Below are 21,478 nucleotides of genomic sequence, written 5' to 3'. Positions count from 1 at the left end.
TTGCGTGCCGGATTGGAACAGCAGGCCGACAGCCGTCATCGGACGGCGTCACGGACATCCGAAGCGGATGGCGAACGAGCCCTCCTTCAATCGGCACCGGGAAGCCGGCAGCCCGGCGAGACCTCAGGCGAAGTACTGGCCGCCATTGGCGGTGATGGTCGATCCCGTGATGAAGCCGGCGTCCTCGGAGGCGAGGAAGACGACGCAGCGCGCGATCTCCTCCGGCTCGCCGAGGCGCCCGACCGGGATTAGCGGGATGATGCGTTCGTTGAGCACCTTCTCATCGATCGCCCGGACCATTTCGGTGGCGATATAGCCTGGGCAGATGATGTTGACGGTGATGCCCGCGCGGGCTCCTTCCTGGGCCAGAGCCTTCGAGAAACCGATGTCGCCGGCCTTGGCCGCGGAGTAGTTGACCTGGCCGGCCTGGCCCTTCTGGCCATTGATGGAGGAGATGGTGATGACGCGGCCGAACTTGCGGTCGCGCATGCCGCTCCACAGCGGATGCGTCATGTTGAAAACGCCGGAGAGATTGGTGTCGATGACCTCCTTCCACTGCTCACGCGTCAGCTTGTGGAACATGGCGTCGCGCGTGATGCCGGCATTGTTGACCAGCACCGCGACCGGGCCCAGATCGGCCTCGACCTGCTTGATGCCGGCGGCGCAGGCGTCGTAGTCGGCGACCGACCATTTGTAGGTCTTGATGCCGGTTGTGGCCGTGAACTTGCTCGCCGCCTCATCATTGCCGGCGTAGTTGGCGGCAACCGAATAGCCGGCTTCCTTCAGCGCCATCGATATTGCCGCGCCGATGCCGCGCGATCCGCCCGTGACGATTGCAACCTTGGTCATGCGCTCCCTCCCTTTGGTTGGGAGAGTGAACAGGGAGTAGCGAATGACGAGTAGGGATCAGATATCCCATTGCGCCGACGCCGTTCTTCCCTATTCGCTACTCCCCATTCACTTCTCTTTTAGAGCGCTTCGACGCACATGGCGACGCCCATGCCGCCGCCGATGCACAGGGTGGAGAGACCCTTCTTGGCACCTCTTCGGCGCATCTCGTGGACCAGCGTGTTGAAAATGCGCGCGCCAGAGGCGCCGATCGGATGACCGATGGCGATGGCGCCACCATTGACGTTGACGATCGAGGGATCCCAGCCCATGTCCTTGTTGACCGCGCAGGCCTGCGCGGCGAAAGCCTCGTTGGCCTCGATCAGGTCGAGATCGCCGACCGACCAGCCGGCCTTTTCCAGCGCTTTTCGCGAGGCGGGAATCGGACCGGTGCCCATGATCGCCGGGTCAACGCCCGCGGTCGCCCAGGAGACGATGCGCGCCAGCGGGGTGATGCCCCGCCTGGCAGCTTCCGCTTCGCTCATCAAAAGCGCGCCGGCGGCGCCGTCGTTGATGCCGGAGGCATTGGCGGCGGTCACAGTGCCGTCCTTGTCGAAGGCCGGCTTCAGTTTGGTCATGGCATCCAGCGTCGCGCCATGGCGGATGTATTCGTCCTGGTCGACAATTGTATCGCCCTTCTTGCCCTTGATGGTGAAGGCGACGATCTCGTCCTTGAACCGGCCGGCCTTCTGCGCGGCCTCGGCCTTGTTCTGCGAGGCCAGCGCGAACTGGTCCTGGTCCTCGCGGGTGATCTGGAACTGGCGGGCGACGTTCTCGGCCGTGTTGCCCATGTGATAGCCATTAAAGGCATCCCACAGTCCATCCTTGATCATGGTGTCGATCATCTTGTAGTCGCCCATCTTGACGCCAGCGCGCAGATGCTGGGCGTGCGGCGACATCGACATCGATTCCTGGCCGCCGGCGACAACCACCTTGGCATCGCCGGTGGCGATCTGCTGCATGCCGAGCGCGATGGCGCGCAGGCCCGAGCCGCACACCTGGTTGAGGCCCCAGGCGGTGGTCTCCCTGGGCAGCCCGGCGAGGATTGAAGCTTGGCGGGCGGGGTTCTGCCCTTGGGCCGCGGTCAGCACCTGGCCAAGAATGACCTCGTCGACTTCGGCCGCCTCGACGCCGGCGCGCGACAACAATTCCCTTACGACGACGGCGCCAAGCTCGTGAGCCGGGGTGGCGGCGAAAGCGCCGTTGAAGGAACCGACCGGTGTGCGCGCCGCGCTGGCGACGACGATGGCATTGGAAGCGGGCATTCTGTTCTCCAAACTTCAAGCTGATGTTCTGTCATTGAAGACTTTTCTTGCCCTTTCCCAACCCCGAGTCAAACCGGAAATCGGCAGGGCACCCATGCGTCGCAAGCAAGCTGCGCATGGCCGCGACATCAAGCTGTCCGCTGCTGCGCAGCATATTTCACCGGCCATGCAGCGATAATTAATCCCGCACTGCACAAACTGCTTGGAATTGTGACGCTTTTGCGCATATCCTTTGAACGGGCGCAATCGTTACCGGCGGCTTACTCAGGCGCGCCGGTGTCCGGGGAGGATGCAGATGGCTGCGAAAGACGATCCGATCGTCATCAAGAAATATGCCAATCGCCGGCTCTACAACACCGGCACCAGCACCTATGTGACGCTCGAGGACCTGGCCGAAATGGTCAAGAAGGGCGAAGAGTTCACGGTGCAGGACGCCAAGACCGGCGACGACATCACGCATCCGGTTCTGACCCAGATCATCTTCGAATTGGAGAACAAGGACGGGCAGAACATGCTGCCGATCCCGTTCCTGCGCCAGTTGATCGCCTTCTACGGCGACCAGATGCAGATGATCGTGCCGAGCTTCCTCGAACAGTCGATGATCGCCTTCTCCAAGGAACAGGAGCGCTTCCGCGAGCAGATGAAGGGCGCCATCGGCAAGTCACCACTCGACATGATGAAGATGGCCACGCCGATCAAGGCGCTGGAGGAGCAGACGCGCCGCAACATGGAAATGTTCCAGAATGCCATGCGGCTGTTCACGCCGTTCCCGCCGGCAGGCTCGGCACCTGCGGCGGCCCCTGCCGAACCGGCCAGGAAGGAAACGCCGGAAAAACCCGACGATCTGCAGCAGTTGAAGGACCAGATCGCGGCCATGCAGCGCAAGCTCGACACCATGTCGTGAGCGCGCAGCGCTTTTCTTCCGATCCTACGGCAATAATCCCTCATAGCGACCGCGCGGCCTGATGCTGCCGCCGCTCATTGCCTGTTCGACCATGTGGGCGGCCCAGCCAACGCTGCGCCCAAGCGCGAACAGCTGGAACGGCGCATCGCGCGGCAGGTCGAGGCTGCGCGTCAGAACGGCCAGGGCAAAGTCGACGTTCGGGCGGGCGCCGGTCGCGGCAATGGCGGCGATTTCCAGCGATCGCAATGTTCTGTCGGTGTTGTCGATGGCCGCCAAAAGCGCCGTGGCGCGGGGATCGCCTTCGGGATAGAGCGGATGGCCGAACGCTGGCAAAGGCCTGTCATGGCCGAGCCAGCGCCGGATCGCCGCATCGGCGCCGTGCCGCGCCGCATCGTCCGCGAGTTGCATCACCGCCTCGCCGGCGCCACCGTGCCGCGGACCGGAAAGTGTCGCCAGACCCGCGAGCAGGCAGGCGGCGGGCGAGGCTCCGGTCGAGGCCGCGACGCGCGCCGCGAAGGTCGATGCGTTGAGTTCGTGATCGGCAAGCAGCACAAGGGCGCGCCGGATAGCCTGCGCCCCGCCTTCATCCACCGACCAGCCTCGCGCCAACCGCATGTGCACCGGATCTGATCCCGCCGAGGCGCCAAGAGCGCCGGCCAGCACGCCGATCGCGCGCGCGGCGTCGGCGCACAGCGAGGCGGCGCCGCGCCCTAGTGAAGGCCGCGCCTGGCCGGCGAGCATGGCAAGTTGCATGAAGGCCGGAGCTCGGCCGAGTTGTTGGGATTGATCCGAGGCCGGAGCCTCGAAACTCACCGGCTCAGGCAGGGCCCACAGCACGGCGGCGGTCTCTTCGAGCGTGGCATGTTCGGACAGCGCAACGGCGTCGCGGCCCCGATAGACAAGGTGGCCGTGCGAAACGGTCGAGATCGAGGTGACGAGCGAGGGTTCGCCCCAGGCGATGGCGCTTTCGGCGATGGCCGATGGGCTGCGTCCGCGCTCTCTTCGCATCATCAGGGCCGCGATATCGTCGGCGCGATATTGGCTGCGGCGTGGATCGGCACTGTCCGGGCGCATGCCGATGCGCCCGCGACTGACATAGGCGTAGAGCGTCTGCGGCCGCACCTTGAGCCGTTCCAGTGCCTCGTCCCGCGACAGCCATTCGGACATGTCGGTCCCATGTTGATTCTATTGATCAAGATTGATGCGCGTGTTGCCCATCCTTATCCTTGATGTCGAAAAAGCTCAAGGAGACTAAGCCATGGCGAACGGGCTCGATGATGTGGTGGCGGCGGAAACGGTGCTGTCCGACGTGGATGGGCTGGGCGGCCGCTTGACGATCCGGGGGTACTCCCTGCCGGAACTGGCCGGGCGATGGAACTATCCGCAGGTCGTTCGCCTGCTTCTCGACGGCTTCTTCGACGACGTTCCCGGAGACGCGGAACTGGCCGCGAGACTGGGCCAGGCGCGCGTCGAGGTGTTCGACCGGCTCTTGTCTTGCCTGCCCCTGCTGGCGCCGCTCGACGTCTATAGCGCCATGCGTGCCGGCATGGCGTTGCTGCCTGACGGCGAGACGCTGACGGACGCGCTTGGGCTGATCGCGGCGCCCGCCGTGCTGACGCCGGCGCTGTTGCGCCTGCGGCGCGGCGAGCAGCCGGTCGCGCCGGATGGGAGGGCCGATCATGCCGCCGATATGCTGAGGATGCTCGACGGTTCCGTGCCGACGCCGGCTCTGGCAAGGGCACTCGACACTTACCTCGTGACCGTCTGCGACCACGGCCTCAATGCCTCGACCTTCGCCACGCGCATCGTCGCCTCGACGCAGGCCGGGCTGACATCGTCGGTGCTGGCTGGCCTCGGCGCGCTTAAGGGGCCGCTGCATGGCGGCGCGCCCGGCCCTGTCATCGAGATGCTCGACGCCATCCAGGCGCATGGCGACGCCGCCGGCTGGCTGCGCGGCGAGATCGCGCGTGGTGAACGCATCATGGGCTTCGGCCACCGCATCTACCGCGTGCGCGATCCGCGCGCCGATGTGCTGAAGGCGGTGGTGCGGCAGCTCGGCGGCGAGGGCGAGACCGGTCGCCGGCTGGCCTTCGCCGAGACAGTCGAACAGACGGCGCTCCATGTGCTTCGGATTGCCAAGCCGCAGCGCTCGCTGCAGACCAATGTCGAGTTCTACACCGCGCTGGTGTTGGAAGCGGCGGGTTTTCCCAGCCAAGCCTTCAGCAATGTCTTCGCGGCCGGGCGCGTCGCCGGTTGGGTCGCGCATGCGCGCGAGCAGCAGACGACGGGACGGCTGATCCGGCCGCTGTCGCGCTATGTCGGACCGATGCCGGACCTCGTCGCCTGAGCATCAAATCTGTTTCGAAGATGCGCCACCCTTCTGCCGCGAGGCGGAGGGGTGTTTCTGCATGATCGAAATTTCATGCGATCACGCCACCGTGCTCGTGTTCTTGCCTTGGTGTGTCCTTATATGCTGCACTGCAACATAGGTCTGCCGTGACGGTGACGTCCCGATTCCCGGGCGCGCGCAATAAGTCAGGCACCGGATCGACAGGAACGCCATGACGAAGAACGGCGAGGCGGAGGAAAAGAAGAAGATCAACATCGCGCTTCAGGGCGGCGGTTCCCACGGGGCTTTTTCCTGGGGCGTGCTCGACCGGCTTCTGGAGGATGGCCGGCTGGAGATCGCAGCGGTGTCCGGCACAAGCGCGGGCGCGATGAACGCGGTGGCGCTGGCCGACGGCTTCGTTCGCGGCGGCGTCGAAGGCGCGCGCAAGAAGCTCGATGACTTCTGGCATGCGGTGGCGGCGAAGGGCCGGTTCAGCCCGGTGCAGCGCATGCCGTGGGACGTCGCCTGGGGCAATTGGTCGATCGAGAACACGCCGGGTTATGTCTTCTTCGACACCATGTCGCGCGTGTTCTCGCCCTATGTCGCCAACCCGCTCGGCCTCAATCCGCTGCGCGACGTGGTCGCGCAGGGGATCGATTTCGACAATGTACGCGCCTGCAAGTCGATGGAACTGTTCATCTCGGCCACCAATGTCGAGACAGGGCAGTTGCGGGTGTTTTCCGATGGCGAGATCGACCTCGACACAGTGATGGCCTCGGCCTGCCTGCCGCAACTGTTCCGCGCCGTCGAGATCAAGGGCGTGCCCTATTGGGATGGCGGTTATGGCGGCAATCCGGCGCTCTATCCGTTCTTCAAGACGGCTGCCACCGAGGACGTGCTTTTGGTGCAGATCAATCCGATCGTGCGCGAGGGAACGCCCAAAAGCGCCAATGAGATCCAGAACCGCATCGACGAGATCACCTTCAACGCCGGGCTGCTGCGCGAATTCCGTTCGATCGCCTTCGTCAAGGAACTGATCGCCGCCGGCCGCCTGCCGCGGGGCGAGTACCGGGACATCCGCATGCACCGCATCGACGCCGATGAGGCCTTCAAGGACCTGTCGGCATCATCGAAGGTCAATGCCGAATGGGCATTCCTGGCCTATCTGCGCGATCTTGGCCGCACCGCCGCCAGCGACTGGCTGGAGGAGAACTACGATGCCGTCGGCAAGCGGCCGACGCTCGACCTCTCCGGCGAGCTCGACGACGGCTTCAAGCCGGTGCGGGGTCCGGCACCTGGCCGACGGGTGAAGGAATTCCTGGCCGCGCGCAAGAACCCCGAAGCGGAGCGTCGCCGGGCCTGAACCCGCATCCGTCACACGGGCGTGATCTGCCGCGCGGTGCCAGCAAGTTCCTTCCGGCGCCAGCAACAACCATCGCGTGTGAGGCGCGCATCATCATGCTGACGCCTGCTGCCAGTGTCGTGCGGGCGCCGCTGTTGGGCGCCATCCCTCGACCGTATCCGGAACGGTGACTGGCGGGCGAGGAATACTGCCACGAACAGCACCAGCAGGCGTTTTGTTCGAGGCTATATCATGTCTCAAGCCTAGACGGCGGAACGCGATGGAGCAGACGCATCGAGGCGACCCGTCCTCGCTCCTGGAGCATCCGGCTTGACCAGGGAACGACGATCTGGATCAGAGTTGAACGGTCCGTTCTTCAAGCAATTCCAGTGTGTTGCGTGAAATGTCGCACGCCGGGATGGTCCGTCAGGCCGAGGTTATCATCGTGCTCGAAACCCGCGTGGGGTTGAAAATCGCCTCGCGCCGGCGTCGTGCCTCCGAGAGCAGACGCAGGCCCGGCGGCACCGGGCCTTCAACGGCCGATCATCGGTCGCCAACGAGCCCCGCTAAAGCCGCACCCTATTTGGGCAAAAAAATGCTTCGCGAGGGCTATACTCTGTCCAGCTTCGCAATGCTGCTGCAACTTTCCGACTATATTGCGTTGCAAACTTGATGTAGAAGCGCGCTTCGCCGATCACGGCAATTTGAACACGGCCTGGCGCGCACCCATATCGGCGACGCGCTCCTCGAGGAGGACGCAGTCCCGGCCAAACCCCGCAGTGGAAAAAACGACGATGCCGAAAATCAGGTTTCACAAGCTTGCTGCCATTGTTGTGCTCATCGGTTTCGCCGCCTGGATGGCGACGGGCGAGTTTTCATCCGTTGGCAGTGCCGCCGCCGACGCCCAGAGGGCGGCAGAGGCCGAAAAGGCCAAGACGCCGGAGGCCGGCAAGCCGAACACGGCGCAAGCCGAGCCGAAGGCCGCGCCGCGCACCGTCGCGGTGGTGACGCCGCCGCGCAAGACCTATGCGCGCGCTATCCGCATTTCGGGGCTGACCGAGGCCGACAAGCGCGCGGTGCTGGCAACGCGCGTCGCCGGTGTCATCGACAAACTGCCGGTCAGCCAAGGCCAGCACGTCAAGACGGGCGATCTGGTTCTGATGCTGGCGGCCGAAGAGAAAATCTCGAATGTCGACAACGCCAAGCAGTTGCTGGCGCAACGCAAGGCCGAGCTCGACGCCGCCGAACGGCTGGCCAAGACCGGCAATCTGCCGAAGCTGCAGCTCGACACGGCGCGCTCGAATTTGACCTCGGCGCAATCAATGCTGGAGACCGCGCAGGCCGAGCTCGACCGCAACGAGGTCAAGGCGCCGTTCGACGGCGTCATCGACAGGGTGCCGGTGGAACTCGGCAGCTCGGTCATGCAAGGCGGCGAGGTGGCGACCATCCTCAAGCTCGATCCGGTGATCGCCCGCGGCGAAATCAGCGAACGCGACCTGCGCTACATCAAGATCGGCGAAGAGGCCAATGTGCGCCTGGTCAACGACCAGAAGGTCACCGGCACCGTGCGGTATATCAGCCGCGACGCCTCCTCCCAGACCCGCACCTTCCGTGTCGAAGTGGCGATCCCCAATGCGGATGGCAGCATCCCCGCCGGCATGACGGCCGAGATCACGCTCAGCGCCGAACCGACCGACGCGGTTCTGCTGCCGCGTTCGGTGGTGACGCTTGGCGACAAGGGCGATCTCGGCATCCGCGCCGTCGGCAGCGACGACAAGGTGGCCTTCTACCCGATCGACCTGGTGGACGACATGCCGAACGGCCTTGTGCTCGGCGGAATTCCGAAAGATGCGCGCATCATTGTCGCCGGCCAGGAACTGGTGAAGGAAGGCGATATCGTCAAGCCCGTCGAGGCCGACCAGGCGACCATCAACAAGCTGGTCGGCGAAGCCACCGCCGGTACGCAGTAGCGCAAAGCCCGGCGTCGGGATCTCCGGCGCCTCCCGCCAGTTCGCCGCTTCCGAAGAAACAGCAGGCATCAAGTCATGGATATCGTCAGACTCGCAATCCACAACGCCCGCCTCACAATATCCGCCCTGCTGTTCCTGCTGGCGGCGGGCTGGGTCGCCTATCAGTCTACGCCCAAGGAAGCGGAACCCGACGTTCCGATCCCGATGATGTATATCAGCCTGATCTACCAGGGCATTTCGCCGGAGGATTCGGAACGCCTTCTCCTGCGGCCGATGGAAAGCAAGCTGAAGAGCCTGAAGGGCCTCAAGGAGATGCGCTCGGCCGCCTTCCAGGGCGGCGGCTACGTGCTTGTCGAGTTCCAGCCGCAGACCAATCTGGCCACGGCGCTCCAGGACACGCGCAGCAAGGTGCAGGACGCCAAGGCCGACCTGCCGCAGGCGGCCGAGGAGCCGACGGTCAACGAGGTCAACGTTTCCGAGTTTCCGGTCCTCGTCGTCACTCTGTCGGGCGACGTGCCGGAGCGCGTGCTGACGGCGGCTGCGCGCGAACTGCGCGACCGTATCGAAGAGGTACCGGGCGTGCTGGAAGGCTCGCTGCAGGGCGCGCGCGACGATCTGGTCGAAGTGGTCATCGATCCGGTGAAGCTGTCCTCCTACGGGCTGCAGCTCGACCAGCTGATGCAAGGCGTCGGCGCCTCCAACAGCCTGGTCGCCGCCGGCAATCTCGAAGGCTCGGAAGGCAAATACGCGGTCAAGGTGCCGTCGCTGATCGAGACGCCCGAGGACGTGGCCAACCTGCCGGTCGTCGCCACACCCAACGCCGTGGTGCAGGCCAAGGACATCGCCACCATACGCTCGACCTTCAAGGACGCCGAGACGGTCACTCGCCTCGACGGCAAGCCGGCCATCGCCATCGAGGTGAAGAAGCGCATCGGCGCCAACCTGATCGACACGCTGAACCATGTCAGGGAGGTGTCCGACACCTTCATCAAGACGATGCCCGAAGGCATGCATGTCACCTACACGCAGGACAAGTCGGTCTTTGTCAACCAGCTCTTGGGTGACCTCCAGAACCACGTCATGATCGCCGTGATCCTGGTGTTCATCGTCATTCTCTACGCGCTGTCGGGCCGCGCCTCGCTGCTCATCGGGCTGGCCATACCATCGTCCTTCCTGATCGGCATATTGCTGCTTGCCATGATGGGCTACACGATCAACATGATCGTGCTGTTCAGCCTCATCCTGGCTGTCGGCATGCTGGTCGACGACGCCATCATCGTCACCGAGTTCGCCGAGCGGCGCATGAGCGAAGGCATGCCGAAGGCGGATGCCTTCGCGCTCGCCGCCAAGCGCATGGCCGGCCCGGTCATCGCGGCGACGATGACGCGCATCGCCGCGTTCTCGCCGCTGCTGTTCTGGCCCGGCATCATCGGCGACTTCATGAAATACATGCCGATCACGCTGATCGTCACGCTGTCGGCCTCGATGCTCTATGCGCTGGTGTTCGCGCCGACGCTGGGCGCGATCTTCGCCAAGGCGCCGAAGCATCACGAGGACGACAACCGCGACGGTTGGTACATGGCCATCGTCAAGCAGGCGGTGCGCTTCCCGATCACCGTCCTGGTGCTCACCGTGGCGCTGCTGTTCGGCGTCGGCTACGCCTATTCGAAATACGGCGCCGGCGTCGAGTTCTTCCCCAGCGTCGAGCCGGACTACGGCCTGCTCTACGTGCATGCGCGCGGCAATCTTTCGCTGGCCGAGATGGATGCCGCCACCAGGACGGCGGAGAACAGGCTGCTCGGCTGGCCGGGCGTAAAATCGGTCTATACACGCGCCGGCAAGACTCAGGGCGGCGGCCAGGACATTCCCGAGGACGTCGTCGGCGTGATCCAGTACGAGTTCGTCGACTGGCGCGAGCGCAAATCCGCCAACCAGATCCTCAGCGACCTGCGCGGCGTCATGGCCGGCATTCCCGGCGTCGACGTCGAGGTGCGCGTGCCGGAGGCCGGCCCGCCGACCGGCAAGCCGATCCAGATCAGGCTTTCGGCCGCCGATCCCGCCGGGCTCGACGACAAGGCGCGCGAAGTGGCGGCGCGGATCGCCAAGGTGCCCAACGTCATCGACATTTCGGACGGCCTGCCGCCGCCCGGCGTCGACTGGGCGCTTGAGGTCGACCGCGCCAAGGCCGCCCAATACGGCATCAGCCCGACCTCGGTCGGCACCGTGGTGCAGCTGGTGACCAACGGCTTGAAGCTGTCGGAATACCGGCCGGCGGGCGCCGACGATGCCGTCGACATCCGCCTGCGCCTGCCGGAAGACCGGCGCACGCTGTCGACGCTCGACGAACTCAGGGTGCAGACGTCGCAAGGGTCGGTGCCGATCTCGAACTTCGTCGTGCGCAAGCCCGAGCCGACGGTCGGCATTCTCAACCGCATCGACGGCGCGCGCACCGTCGTCGTGCAGGCCAATGTCGCCGCCGGAGCGCAGGTCGCCGCCGTACAGGAGCAGGTGACCAAGGCGGTCTCGGACATGGATCTCGGCAGCGGCATCCGCTGGAAGCTCGCCGGTTCCAACGAGGACAGTGCGGAAGCGAGCGCCTTCCTCAGCAAGGCCTTCGGCGCGGCGATCTTCCTGATCTTCCTGGTGCTGCTGGCGCAGTTCAACAAGTTCACCAGCGTCTGGCTGGTGCTGTCCTGCGTGGTCATGGCGACGATCGGCGTGTTCCTGGGCCTGCTTCTGACAGGCGAAGCGTTCGGCATCGTCATGTCGGGCATCGGCGTCATCGCGCTGGCCGGCGTGGTGGTCAACAACAATATCGTGCTGATCGACACCTATGACCGGCTGCGCGAGGAGGGCTGGGACAAGATGGAAGCGGTGCTGCAGACCTGCCGCGAGCGTGCCCGCCCGGTGGTGCTGACGGCGGTTTCGGCTATCTTGGGCGTGCTGCCGATCGCCTTCGGCCTCGGCCTCGAGATCTTCCATCATGAGACGACGATCAACGCGCCGTCGACGCAATGGTGGATTTCGCTGTCCTCGGCGATCGTGTTCGGCCTGTCCTTCGCCACGGTGCTGACGCTGGTGGTGACGCCGTCGATGCTGATGGTGTTCACCCGCGCCAAGGTCAAGCCCGGCGCGCGGCGAGGGTGGTTCAGCCGGCTGTTGCGACGCGGCAAGGGAGAGATCTCGCCGCAGGAGCCAGCGGCCGATGGCGACGCCGAGCCGGCAGTCGCCTTCCCGAAGGCCGCCGAATAGAGCGGTTTCGCAAGGCAGGTCAAAAGGCCGCCCGGGAACTACCGGGCGGCCTTTTGCATTGTTCCCTCGGATTCAACCAGACGGCGAGGGCTCTAAAATGACGATCAGCACGATTCTCATCATCATCCTGATCCTGATCCTGATCGGCGCAGTGCCGGCATGGCCGCATTCGCGCTCCTGGGGCTACGGGCCGTCGGGCATCGTCGGCGTCGTCCTCGTCGTGGTGCTTATCCTGCTTCTGATGGGCCGGATCTGACCGGCAACGATTTGCGGTCGGGCCCGCCGTTCTCATCTTTTCGGTACGCTCGGCAATCACGCTGCTTTTTGCCAGGCCGGCGCGACAGCGATACCGATATCCTGCAAGGCTTCATGCACCGCCTGGTCGAGAGGGGTGTGCGGGATTTCACCGATGATCTCGTTCAGTCGCGTCGAGGCCAGCCGGTGCGCCTCGAAACGCAGATAGGACATCGAGACGATCTCGCGCCACATCGCCACGAACGGGCTTCCGGCGCGCAGCACCCACCACGGCATGAAGCTTAGTTTAAGCTTGCGTCCGAGTGCCTTTTCGGCGGCCGTCTTGATCTCGATGTCGGTGACGGCATGGCCCGGAAAATTCAGCGCCTCGTAAGAGCCGAGCTTGTCGAGGTTGCGCGTCAGCGCGACGAAACCGACAGCGAAATCCGGCAGATAGGCCCATTCATGCACCAGATCGGCCGGGCCGGGCGCAGTGTAGATGCCCTTGCTCATCTTGGCGGCCACGACGAGGTCGAACCAGGAGCCGTTGCCGGTGCCGCCGAAGAAATCGCCGGCGCGCAGAATGATCGTGCGCACCCGACCCGCCTCAGCTTCACGGCGGAACAGCGCCTCCATGGCGCAGCGGATCCGCCCTTTCTCGGTTGTCGGGTGGAACGGCGTGTCTTCCGTGATCACCGCCGGCATCGGCGAGCCATAATTGTAGATGGTGCCGGGGAAGAGATGCAGCGTGCCGTTGGCGCGGCAGGCGGCCATGACATTCTCGGCCATTGGCAGGCACTTGCCCCAGTCGGTGTAGATCGGGTTCAGACCGTTGAAAATGATGTCGACGCCCTGCGTGGCGCGGATCAGAGACTCGCCGTCCAGCGCATCGCCGGCGACGGCCGTCGCGCCTGCAAGCTCAGCCGGCACCTTGCCGGTGCGGGTGATGGCGCGGACATCATAGCCCGCATCGATGAAGGCCTTGGCGACCACGCGGCCGAGCCGGCCATTGGCGCCGAGGATTGCAATCTTGGTCATTCTTCGTCTCCTGTTTGCTGTGAAGCGACGGGACAAGCCCACCGCCTTGGGGATATCTCGGCGTCTGTTCAGCGGTTGCCGAAGAGGTCGCGGTTGCTGCCCGGGACGACCGGCTTCCGGATGATTGCATTCGACTTCTCGATCGATGTGGTGATCGTCTTGTCTCTGCTGGCGACAGGCGTCTGGCTGGCATTGTTCGAGCCGAACTTGTCGCTGCTTGCGAAAGCGGCGTTGGCGGCGATGAGGAGGGCAGCGGCGGTGAGTGCAATCCTGGTCATTTGGGTTACTCCTGATTGGCTTGTTGCAGGGCGTATCGATGTTTGCAGGCCGAATATGATTGCCTCACCAATGAATTGAAATTGACCATGTGTGCAGTTCTGATATTCATTTTTGAATGGCCGATATCGACTGGAACCTGATCAAGAGCTTCGTCACGGTCGCTGAGACCGGCAGCCTGTCGGCCGCGGCGAGAAAGCTATCGGCAAGCCAGCCGACGCTTGGCCGCCACATCTCGGAACTAGAACAAGCGCTCGGCGTCATCCTGTTCCGGCGCGGGCGAAGCGGCTACGCGCTGACCGAAGCCGGGGCCACTCTGTTCGAGCGCGGCAAGGCGGTGAGCGAGCAGGCGAGCGCTTTTTCACGGCTGGCGCTGGGTTCGGTCGAGGCTATCGAAGGCACTGTGCGCATCGCCGCCAGCGAGGTGGTGGCGGCCTATGTGCTGCCGGACATGACGGCGCGGCTCGGCATCGAGGAGCCTGGCATCGAGGTCGAGATCGTCGCTTCAAACCAGGTCGAGAACCTGCTGCGCCGGGATGCCGACATCGCCATCCGCATGGTCAAGCCGACACAGAACGAGCTGGTGGCGCGCAAGGTCTGCGATATCGCGCTCTGCGCCTGTGCTTCCCTAGCCTATCTCGACCGGTGCGGCCGCCCGCGCGAGCCGGCCGACCTGCTCGACCACGCGCTGATCGGCTTCGACCGGAGCGACGAGATGATCCGAGGCTTTACGCATTCCGGCATATCGGTAACGCGGAACAGTTTTCGCTTCCGGGCCGACAACCAGATCGTGCTTTGGGAGGCGGTGCGGGCGGGAATCGGCATCGGCCTCGGCCAGGAGCCGCTGGCCAAGCGGGACCCCCTGGTGGAGGATGTGCTGCCGGGCCTGCCGCTGCCCAAGCTGCCGGTGTGGCTGGCCATGCATCGCGACGTGCGCACCAGCGTGCGCATCCGACGCGTGGCGGATTTCCTTCACGAGGAACTGAAACGCTATTCGGCCGGCGCCGCGTCGGGAGCGAATTCGGCGCGATGAGCCAATCCGGCCATCAGCAGGACGACGATCAGCAGACCCGACATGGCGATGAAGATCGGGCCGAAGCTGGAATGCTCGGCGACGAAGCCGATCGCCGAGGGCGCCACGAGGATGCCGGAATAGCCCATCGTGGTGACCACGCTCATGCCGGTGCCCGATGACATGCCTTCCTGGTTGCCGCCGGCCGAAAAGATGATCGGCACCATATTGGCGATGCCGAAGCCGCACAGAGCGAAGGCGGAGATGGCAAGCCAGGGTGAGGGCGACAGGCCTGCGATCAGCATGCCGGCGGCAGCGATGATCGCCGAACCGCGCAACGTCGTCACGGCCCCGAAACGATTGCGCACGCCATCGCCGAAGAAACGCATGATCGCCATGACACCGGAAAAGGCGGCGTAGGCGAGACCGGCAATGGCGAGATCGGCGCCGAGTTCCTGCCTGAGATAAAGCGCTGCCCAGTCGAGTACCGCGCCTTCGGAGACCATCGTCAGCAGCGCCATCAGGCCCACGAGGTAGACCAGCGGGTTGCCCGGCAAGGTGAATTTATGATGCTCGGCAGCCTGCGGCCTGCCCTCGGCGACGATATAGGGCACCGCCGCCGCGATCGCCGCGAAGGCAAGCGCCGTCACCACCGCGGCGTGGGCGAGGTGGCCGTAATTCTGGATGGCAAAGCCGCCAAGGGCACCGCCGGCGAAACCGCCGAGGCTCCAGAAGCCATGCGAGGAGGACATGATCGCGCGCGACAGCCGCCGCTCGACCACCACCGCATTGGCGTTCATGGCGACATCCATGCCGCCGATGGAGCCGCCAAAGATGAACATGGCGACGGCAGCCAGCGGCACGTTGGGCGCCAGCGCCACGACCAGCAGGCCCAGGCTGCCGCAGAGGCCAAACCAGCGCAGCACGGTGCGCGAGCCGTGTTTCGAAATCAGGTGACCGCACCAGGTCATGGCGGTGACGGCGCCGGCGCCGAACAGCAGGATCAAAAGCCCCAGAGTGAACTTGGAAATGTCGAGGCGGGTCAGGAACACCGGAATCTGCGGCGCCCAGCTGCCGGTCAGGAAGCCGTTGGCGAGGAAGATGGCCGCCACGGCCCAGCGGCCGCGAATGGCGGTCTGCATTGCATTCGACGCGTTCATAGGCGAATCCGGTCAGAAAGTGGCTTTGCGCGGCAAATTAGATCGATTCAATTTTCAGTCAAGCGCTGCGCTCGGGAAGCATTTGGGCCAAACCGAACGCTCAAGAAAATCGAGGACGTAAGAGACCACCTAGTGGTCTCTGGGTCGCCTGGCCTCGAATTCGGCCTTCTTGGCGTCGGAGGTTTCGGTCTGGTGCAGCGCCTGCCATTGCGCGTAAGGCATGCCGTAGACGATCTCGCGCGACTGGTCCTTGCTGAGATCGACGCCTTCGGCTTCCGCGGCCTCGCGATACCAGTTCGACAGGCAGTTGCGGCAGAAGCCGGCGAGATTCATCAAATCGATGTTCTGCACGTCGCCACGCTCACGCAGATGCGCCACCAGCCGGCGAAAGGCGGCGGCCTCGAAGTCGCGTTTCTGTTCGTCGCTGAGTTCGGTCATCGAAACCTCCTCATAACGGCCCGGTGCGCGAGCCGAACATCTTCACTTGGTGTATATCGGGACGGCGATCGATCGCGTCAACGATCGGCGCCAGACGCTCAGCCCACGAAAGCGCATCCCCGCCGGTCGCGATCAGGTCCTGGCGGATTTCGATCAGCGCGTGGGCATAGCCGTTGACGATGGCGTGCCTGAACATGGTGTCGCCCCGCAGCGCGCCGTCATAGGGCTCGTTGTCGCCGACAACGAGGTTTTTGTCAGCGGCCAGCATGTCGATCAGCGGCCGCGCCACGCGGTCGTCGCGGTCCCACAGCACGCCGACATGCCACGGCCGCTGCCTGCCCTGCATGACCGGCGTGAAGGAATGCACGGAGAAGATGAAGGGTGCCTTGCCGGAAACCTGCGCGACCGAGGCGATCGTGGCGCCGACGGCGTCGTGATAGGGCCGGTAGAAGCGGTCAAGCCGCCTTTCGCGCTCCTCCGGGGCGAGTGGATAGTTTCCCGTCACGACGGTGCCGTCATAGAGCTGACGGATCAGCGTTGGATCATCCTCACCACGATTGGGATCGATCAGCAGCCGCGAAAAATTGGCGAGCACCGCTGGCACATCGAGCAAGGCAGCGAGTTCGCGCGTCACCGCCTCGACGCCGATGTCATAGGCGATGTGGCGGTCGAACGCCGCCGCCGGCAGGCCAAGGCTGCCATAGTCTTCAGGCAGGTCGCGGCGGGCATGGTCGGCCAACAGCACCATGCCCCGCTTGCGGTCGCCCTCGACGACATCGAAAGGCGCGAAAACTGTGGATCGGGTCATTGGCGGGAAATGGTCTGTTCGCTGGCTTCCGGGGAGGATGCTATCGTCTTTCCACGAAGACGACGCGGGCGCAATGCCGTTGTTTGGCCAAGGTTTCCGCTGAAATCTGGCAAGGGGCGACGGATCGCGCGCCGGGAGCCTTCTTAAATCGATTGGAATTGGACAAAACGGCGCGTTGACATGCGCCCGGACTTTTCCGAAAAGGGGCGCAGAGAGATGCTGATGTGGTTCTTGAGGGGTTTCAGGATGAGTTCCGCCGGCGGGCGGCGCGTGCGCTTCGCCTTCGCCATGCCGCTCCTGACGCTCGCCGTGGGTTTGTCCGCGATGGTTGCGGCCTCGCCCGCCCGCGCTGATTTCCGCGTCTGCAACGCGACGCAAAACCTGGTCGGCGTCGGCATCGGCTATCGTGCCAAGGCCGGCTGGATCACCGAGGGCTGGTGGCACATCGAAGGATCGAGTTGCAAGACGCTGATCGAAGGGCCGCTGTCATCAAGGTTTTACTATCTTTATGCAGAAGACGCCGAACGCGGCGGACGCTGGGACGGCCCGATCAACATGTGCGTGGCTGAAAAAGAGTTCAAGATCGCCGGCGTCACCGATTGCGTCGCCCGGGGCTTCCAGCGCGCCGGATTCCAGGAATACGACACGGGCGAGCAGGCAAGCTGGATGGTCCAGCTAACCGACGACCCCGCAACGGGAGGCGCGCCAGCCGCCCCGGGAACAAACAGTCAATGAGACGCAGCCGCAAGGTCAAGATCCTAGCCACCATCGGTCCGGCCTCCTCTTCCGAGGAAATGCTGAAGAAGCTGTTCGAAGCGGGCGCCGATGTGTTCCGCATCAACATGAGCCATACCGATCACGAGTTGATGCGCACGCTGGTCGGACGCATCCGCGCCGTCGAGGAGACGGTCGGAAGGCCGATCGGCATCCTTGCCGACCTGCAAGGACCCAAGCTGCGCGTCGGCAAGTTCGCCAACGGCAAGGAGGTGCTGACCGTCGGCCAGACCTTCACGCTCGACGACAATCCCGAGCCCGGCACCGCGGCCAGGGTCTATCTGCCGCATCCCGAAATCCTGAGTTCGGTCGAGGCCGGCCACCGGCTGCTGATCGACGACGGAAAGCTGGAGCTGAAAGCGGTGAAGGCCAATGGCAAGGCGATCGTCTGCACCGTCGTTGCCGGCACCACGATTTCCGACAGAAAGGGCGTCAGCCTGCCCGATACCGACCTGCCGGTCGGCGCGCTGACCGAGAAGGACCGCAGGGATCTCGACGCGGTGCTCGCCACCGGCGTCGACTGGATAGCGCTGTCCTTCGTGCAGCGGCCGGAGGACCTGGCCGAAGCGCGCAAGATCGCACGCGGCCGGGCGCTGATCATGGCCAAGATCGAGAAGCCGCAGGCGGTTGCCCGTCTGGCCGAAATCATTGAACTCTCAGACGCGCTGATGGTCGCGCGCGGCGATCTCGGCGTCGAGATGCCGCTGGAAGCCGTGCCCGGGATCCAGAAGCAGATCACGCGCGCAGCGCGCCGCGCCGGCAAGCCGGTGGTGGTCGCCACGCAGATGCTGGAATCGATGATCACCGCGCCCGTGCCGACCCGCGCGGAAGTCTCCGACGTTTCGATCGCCGTCTTCGAAGGCGCCGACGCCATCATGCTTTCGGCCGAATCGGCCGCGGGCGCCTATCCGGTGGAAGCGGTGGCGATGATGAACCGCATCGCCACCAAGGTGGAAACCGATCCGACCTATGCAGGCATCATCAACGCCCAGCGTTCCGAGCCTGAAGCAACCGGCGCCGATGCGATCTCGCTGGCGGCCCGCGAAATCGCCGAGACGCTGAAACTGTCGGCGATCATCACCTACACGGCTTCCGGCACCACGGGCCTGCGCGCCGCGCGCGAGCGCCCGCAGGTGCCGATCGTGGCCCTGTCGCCGATCGTCAACACGGCGCGGCGGCTGTCGCTGCTGTGGGGCACGCACTGCGTCGTCTCCCCCGATGCCACCGATCTCGACGACATGGTCGATCGCGCCTGCCGCATCGCGCTTGAAGAGGAATTCGGCAAGCCCGGCGACCGCGTCATCATCACCGCCGGCGTGCCGCTAAGGACGCCCGGTTCGACCAATATGCTGCGCATCGCCTATGTCGGTTCGGACTTGGGCACCCGATAAGCCCGCCCCAGGGCTTCACCGCGTTGCGATCTTGAGAGCTCTTGTTGCCGCTGCGGCGTGGTCAATGCGCTGAAGGAAGCGACGCGCGCGGGGTATGGGATCTTGCAGGTATTGATCCGGTCCCCGCATCTTTCGCCGATTAAGTTCGGCAGTGTCGAGCAGATCGAAATCGACCTTTTCCAGCGTGCAGTGCCAGTCGGCGCTGTGCGAAGCCCATCCTCGTTTGTGGTGTTCCAGAAGCCGTTCGCGGCTGGAATAGCCATGGTAGTCGAAGGCGATCACGCCGTTGGTCACATAGATATGGTTTCCGGAATCGTTCCCGCTTGGAATGATCCGCTCGCCGTAAAATCCGTCCAGGGGAGGATAGCTGAGAAAGACGCCCGCAAGGATGGGGCAGGCGCCGTAACCGAAGAAGATGCGGTCCGGCAGCGCCCAGAATTTTTCGGGATTTTTCTTTATGCCGTGTTTGAGGACGTACATGCCGCTCTGGCCCCGATACCCTTTTTCGACGACCATTTTCGGAAGACGCACATCAGGTCGGCGCCAACTCCGCTTCGGGTTCCTTGAGGTCGGCGCATTTGCCGACGCCATAGGCATCGCCGGCGATCCGCGCTTCCACCGCCCTTGCCATCGCCTCCAGATCCACACTCCTGCCGGCGGCCTTCTCGATGGCGCCAACGACCAGATCAGACGCGATCCAGTCCGGCTTGTGGCCGAGATTGCGCACCCAGACCAGTTCGGCGCTGGCAATGTTGCGCTCGAGGCCGACCGAATGGATATGGGCGTAGACGACCTTGTCTCGATCGCCCGAGATGACCACGGTCGGCGCCTTGATCTCGGCGTAGCGCGGCGCGGCCCCAAGCGCATAGCGGTAGAGGCCGGCGACATCGCTGGCATTTGCGCGGAAGGCCGACGGTCTCAGCACCAGCGGGATCGAGGCCTCGGCGACATAATTGTCCGGCACTTTGTTGGGCGAGAAGACGCAGGTCGTAGCGTCGGCGATCCGCAGCATTCCTGCCGGATAGCTCAGCGTTTCGGAGAACAGCCGGCCGATCACCGGAATGGTGGTCAGGTCGTAGTACCAGGCGGTTGCGCCGCCGGGCCACGGATGGGTTGCCGGTGCCAGGAATACCAGTCCGAGCGTCTTGTCGGCATGCTCGCGGCCGAAGGCGGTCGTCACCGCGCCACCGAAGGAATGGCCGACGATGATAGCCTGCTTCATGCCGAGATGGTCCATCAGCGCGGCGACGGTGTCGGCCTGCGACCACGGATCCTTGTTGTTGCCGGGCCCGCGTCCCGACCAACCGAATCCCGGCCGGTCGAAGAACAGCAATTCGGCGCGCCCTTCGAGCAACGGCCTGAGCGGCAGCATCTGATCCCTGAGATTGGCGCTGGCGCCGTGGATGAAGACAACAGGCGGCAGGTCGGCCTTGGCGTGGCCAGGAACGTGGACATAATGGATGCGCGCGCCATCGATGTCGATGAATTCGCCGACGGCCGGGTTGCGGCGCTCGATCAGCCAGGAGCCGACGCGGGTGATGCCGACAAGGCCAAAGACGAGCGCCAGAAGGAAGGCGAAGACGGCATAGAGCAGGTTCATGTGGGATATACGAGAGGGAGTAGGGGAATAGGGGAGTAGGGGAGTAGGGGAGTAGGGCAAGTATTTCCGGGCGATCTCTTTCCTACTGCCTTACTGCCCTATTTCCCTACTGCCTTAAATATCAAATGCCTTCGCCGGCGAGTTCTTCCGAAAGCGTACCGACCTGGTCCTGGGCGCTGCGCAGCATCGGGTAGATGGCGAGCACCTTCTGCCAGGCCTCGAGCGCCGATTGCTTGCGTCCGGTCACGGTCATGATCTGTGCCAGGCCCGACAGCGCGCCGAAATGGCGTGGTTCGAGTTGCAACGTATGGTCGATGTCGGACATCGACTTGCCGTAGTTCTTCATCATGAAATGCACCGTGGCGCGCCGGTTCCAGCCCTCGGCATAGGCCGGCTGCAAGGTGACCACCTGGTCGAGGAAATCGAGCGCTACGTCGAATTTCTGGTTCTCGAGCGCCTTCTGCGACCATTGCATCATCAGGTCGATCGAGGCGCTGCCCGACTGGGACCATTCGCTCCAGATGATGCCGGCGATACGCTCTGCCGCCTTTTCGTTGCGCTCGCGCTTGAGATCGGCAAACAGCTTGTCGAGGCGGGCTTCCCTGTTCATTGCGGGAGGCGGGGCTTGCGGCACTGGCTGGGCATCCGGAGGCGCCGGCTCCGGGGCCGCTTGCACGGCCGCCCGATCATCGGCCCGAGCCGGCAACGAGACGGCGCTGCAAAAGAGAAGGACCGTCAAAAATGCAAAAAAAATCCGCATCGCCCGAATCTAGTCCCGGGCGGCGGAACGTCAAACT

The 21,478-nt window shown here is 64.4% G+C and carries 22 protein-coding genes; 11 read left to right on the top strand and 11 right to left on the bottom strand.

Annotated elements, in window-relative coordinates:
* Positions 1-123: 123 nt before the first annotated feature.
* Positions 124-849: an acetoacetyl-CoA reductase gene (gene phbB, locus FJ490_RS07355; protein ID WP_140493339.1), complete on the bottom strand. Its 726-nt coding sequence runs from the start codon at positions 847-849 to the stop codon at positions 124-126.
* A 119-nt stretch (positions 850-968) separates the two neighbouring features.
* Entirely contained in the window at positions 969-2,153 is a 1,185-nt protein-coding gene (locus FJ490_RS07350; protein ID WP_140493342.1) for an acetyl-CoA C-acetyltransferase, read from the bottom strand.
* Between FJ490_RS07350 and FJ490_RS07345 the strand changes: the two genes are divergently transcribed.
* Positions 2,134-2,331, top strand: coding sequence for a hypothetical protein (locus FJ490_RS07345; protein ID WP_140493345.1), 198 nt, complete (start codon positions 2,134-2,136; stop codon positions 2,329-2,331). The genes FJ490_RS07350 and FJ490_RS07345 overlap by 20 nt on opposite strands.
* 117 nt (positions 2,332-2,448) lie before the next feature.
* On the top strand, positions 2,449-3,057 hold the full coding sequence (gene phaR, locus FJ490_RS07340) for a polyhydroxyalkanoate synthesis repressor PhaR (RefSeq protein WP_140493348.1): 609 nt from the start codon (positions 2,449-2,451) through the stop codon (positions 3,055-3,057).
* A 24-nt stretch (positions 3,058-3,081) separates the two neighbouring features.
* On the opposite strand, the gene FJ490_RS07335 is transcribed toward phaR, so the two are convergent.
* Positions 3,082-4,224, bottom strand: a complete 1,143-nt coding sequence (locus FJ490_RS07335) for a citrate synthase (protein ID WP_140525066.1) — start codon at positions 4,222-4,224, stop codon at positions 3,082-3,084.
* A 91-nt stretch (positions 4,225-4,315) separates the two neighbouring features.
* On the opposite strand from FJ490_RS07335, the gene FJ490_RS07330 reads away from it, so the two are divergent.
* The 6 genes from FJ490_RS07330 (at position 4,316) to FJ490_RS07310 (ending at position 12,206) form a co-directional block, all read left to right on the top strand.
* Positions 4,316-5,404, top strand: a complete 1,089-nt coding sequence (locus FJ490_RS07330; protein ID WP_140729280.1) for a citrate synthase/methylcitrate synthase — start codon at positions 4,316-4,318, stop codon at positions 5,402-5,404.
* A gap of 214 nt (positions 5,405-5,618) precedes the next feature.
* Positions 5,619-6,749 (top strand): patatin-like phospholipase family protein, encoded by a 1,131-nt coding sequence (locus FJ490_RS07325; protein ID WP_140729279.1) that lies wholly within the window; start codon positions 5,619-5,621, stop codon positions 6,747-6,749.
* Between the two features lie 370 nt (positions 6,750-7,119).
* Positions 7,120-7,401, top strand: coding sequence for a hypothetical protein (locus tag FJ490_RS32620; protein WP_140729278.1), 282 nt, complete (start codon positions 7,120-7,122; stop codon positions 7,399-7,401).
* Positions 7,402-7,522: 121 nt separating this feature from the next.
* Entirely contained in the window at positions 7,523-8,698 is a 1,176-nt protein-coding gene (locus tag FJ490_RS07320; RefSeq protein ID WP_140729277.1) for an efflux RND transporter periplasmic adaptor subunit, read from the top strand.
* Positions 8,699-8,773: 75 nt separating this feature from the next.
* Positions 8,774-11,950, top strand: coding sequence for an efflux RND transporter permease subunit (locus tag FJ490_RS07315; protein WP_140624996.1), 3,177 nt, complete (start codon positions 8,774-8,776; stop codon positions 11,948-11,950).
* A 97-nt stretch (positions 11,951-12,047) separates the two neighbouring features.
* Positions 12,048-12,206 carry a DUF3309 family protein gene (locus FJ490_RS07310; protein ID WP_140493366.1) on the top strand — a complete coding sequence of 53 codons (159 nt, stop codon included), beginning with the start codon at positions 12,048-12,050 and terminating at the stop codon, positions 12,204-12,206.
* A gap of 56 nt (positions 12,207-12,262) precedes the next feature.
* On the opposite strand, the gene FJ490_RS07305 is transcribed toward FJ490_RS07310, so the two are convergent.
* Together FJ490_RS07305 and FJ490_RS07300 are read right to left on the bottom strand one after the other, a co-directional pair.
* The gene (locus FJ490_RS07305; protein ID WP_140729276.1) at positions 12,263-13,222 is read right to left on the bottom strand and encodes an SDR family oxidoreductase; all 960 of its coding nucleotides are present in this window, start codon (positions 13,220-13,222) and stop codon (positions 12,263-12,265) included.
* Positions 13,223-13,290: 68 nt separating this feature from the next.
* A complete protein-coding gene (locus FJ490_RS07300; RefSeq protein ID WP_140517582.1) occupies positions 13,291-13,500 on the bottom strand; it encodes a DUF680 domain-containing protein in 210 nt (69 codons plus the stop codon).
* Between the two features lie 116 nt (positions 13,501-13,616).
* Here FJ490_RS07300 and FJ490_RS07295 point away from each other — a divergent pair, with 116 nt between their 5' ends.
* Positions 13,617-14,531: a LysR family transcriptional regulator gene (locus tag FJ490_RS07295; protein WP_140729275.1), complete on the top strand. Its 915-nt coding sequence runs from the start codon at positions 13,617-13,619 to the stop codon at positions 14,529-14,531.
* On the opposite strand, the gene FJ490_RS07290 is transcribed toward FJ490_RS07295, so the two are convergent.
* The 3 genes from FJ490_RS07290 to FJ490_RS07280 form a co-directional block, all read right to left on the bottom strand.
* Positions 14,489-15,670: an MFS transporter gene (locus FJ490_RS07290; RefSeq protein WP_140517584.1), complete on the bottom strand. Its 1,182-nt coding sequence runs from the start codon at positions 15,668-15,670 to the stop codon at positions 14,489-14,491. The two genes, FJ490_RS07295 and FJ490_RS07290, sit on opposite strands and share 43 nt — an antisense overlap.
* Positions 15,671-15,799: 129 nt before the next feature.
* Positions 15,800-16,108, bottom strand: coding sequence for a DUF1244 domain-containing protein (locus FJ490_RS07285; protein WP_140493382.1), 309 nt, complete (start codon positions 16,106-16,108; stop codon positions 15,800-15,802).
* A 10-nt stretch (positions 16,109-16,118) separates the two neighbouring features.
* A complete protein-coding gene (locus tag FJ490_RS07280; protein WP_140729274.1) occupies positions 16,119-16,916 on the bottom strand; it encodes an N-formylglutamate amidohydrolase in 798 nt (265 codons plus the stop codon).
* A gap of 246 nt (positions 16,917-17,162) precedes the next feature.
* Here FJ490_RS07280 and FJ490_RS07275 point away from each other — a divergent pair, with 246 nt between their 5' ends.
* Together FJ490_RS07275 and pyk are read left to right on the top strand one after the other, a co-directional pair.
* A complete protein-coding gene (locus FJ490_RS07275) occupies positions 17,163-17,651 on the top strand; it encodes a DUF1036 domain-containing protein (protein WP_140493388.1) in 489 nt (162 codons plus the stop codon).
* On the top strand, positions 17,648-19,081 hold the full coding sequence (pyk, locus tag FJ490_RS07270; protein ID WP_140493391.1) for a pyruvate kinase: 1,434 nt from the start codon (positions 17,648-17,650) through the stop codon (positions 19,079-19,081). The genes FJ490_RS07275 and pyk overlap by 4 nt, the downstream gene beginning before the upstream one ends.
* Before the next feature lie 15 nt (positions 19,082-19,096).
* On the opposite strand, the gene FJ490_RS07265 is transcribed toward pyk, so the two are convergent.
* From FJ490_RS07265 to FJ490_RS07255, 3 genes are all read right to left on the bottom strand, one after another.
* The gene (locus FJ490_RS07265) at positions 19,097-19,561 is read right to left on the bottom strand and encodes a hypothetical protein (RefSeq protein ID WP_140662910.1); all 465 of its coding nucleotides are present in this window, start codon (positions 19,559-19,561) and stop codon (positions 19,097-19,099) included.
* Positions 19,562-19,613: 52 nt separating this feature from the next.
* Complete coding sequence (locus FJ490_RS07260) at positions 19,614-20,681, bottom strand: alpha/beta hydrolase (protein ID WP_140493394.1); 1,068 nt, start codon at positions 20,679-20,681, stop codon at positions 19,614-19,616.
* 121 nt (positions 20,682-20,802) lie between these two features.
* Positions 20,803-21,441 carry a hypothetical protein gene (locus FJ490_RS07255; protein WP_140625001.1) on the bottom strand — a complete coding sequence of 213 codons (639 nt, stop codon included), beginning with the start codon at positions 21,439-21,441 and terminating at the stop codon, positions 20,803-20,805.
* Between the last annotated feature and the right edge of the window lie 37 nt (positions 21,442-21,478).

Origin of the sequence: Mesorhizobium sp. B2-5-11 (assembly GCF_006440835.1) — a bacterium.
GTDB lineage: Bacteria > Pseudomonadota > Alphaproteobacteria > Rhizobiales > Rhizobiaceae > Mesorhizobium.
This window is presented reverse-complemented; position numbering and strand designations above follow the sequence as displayed.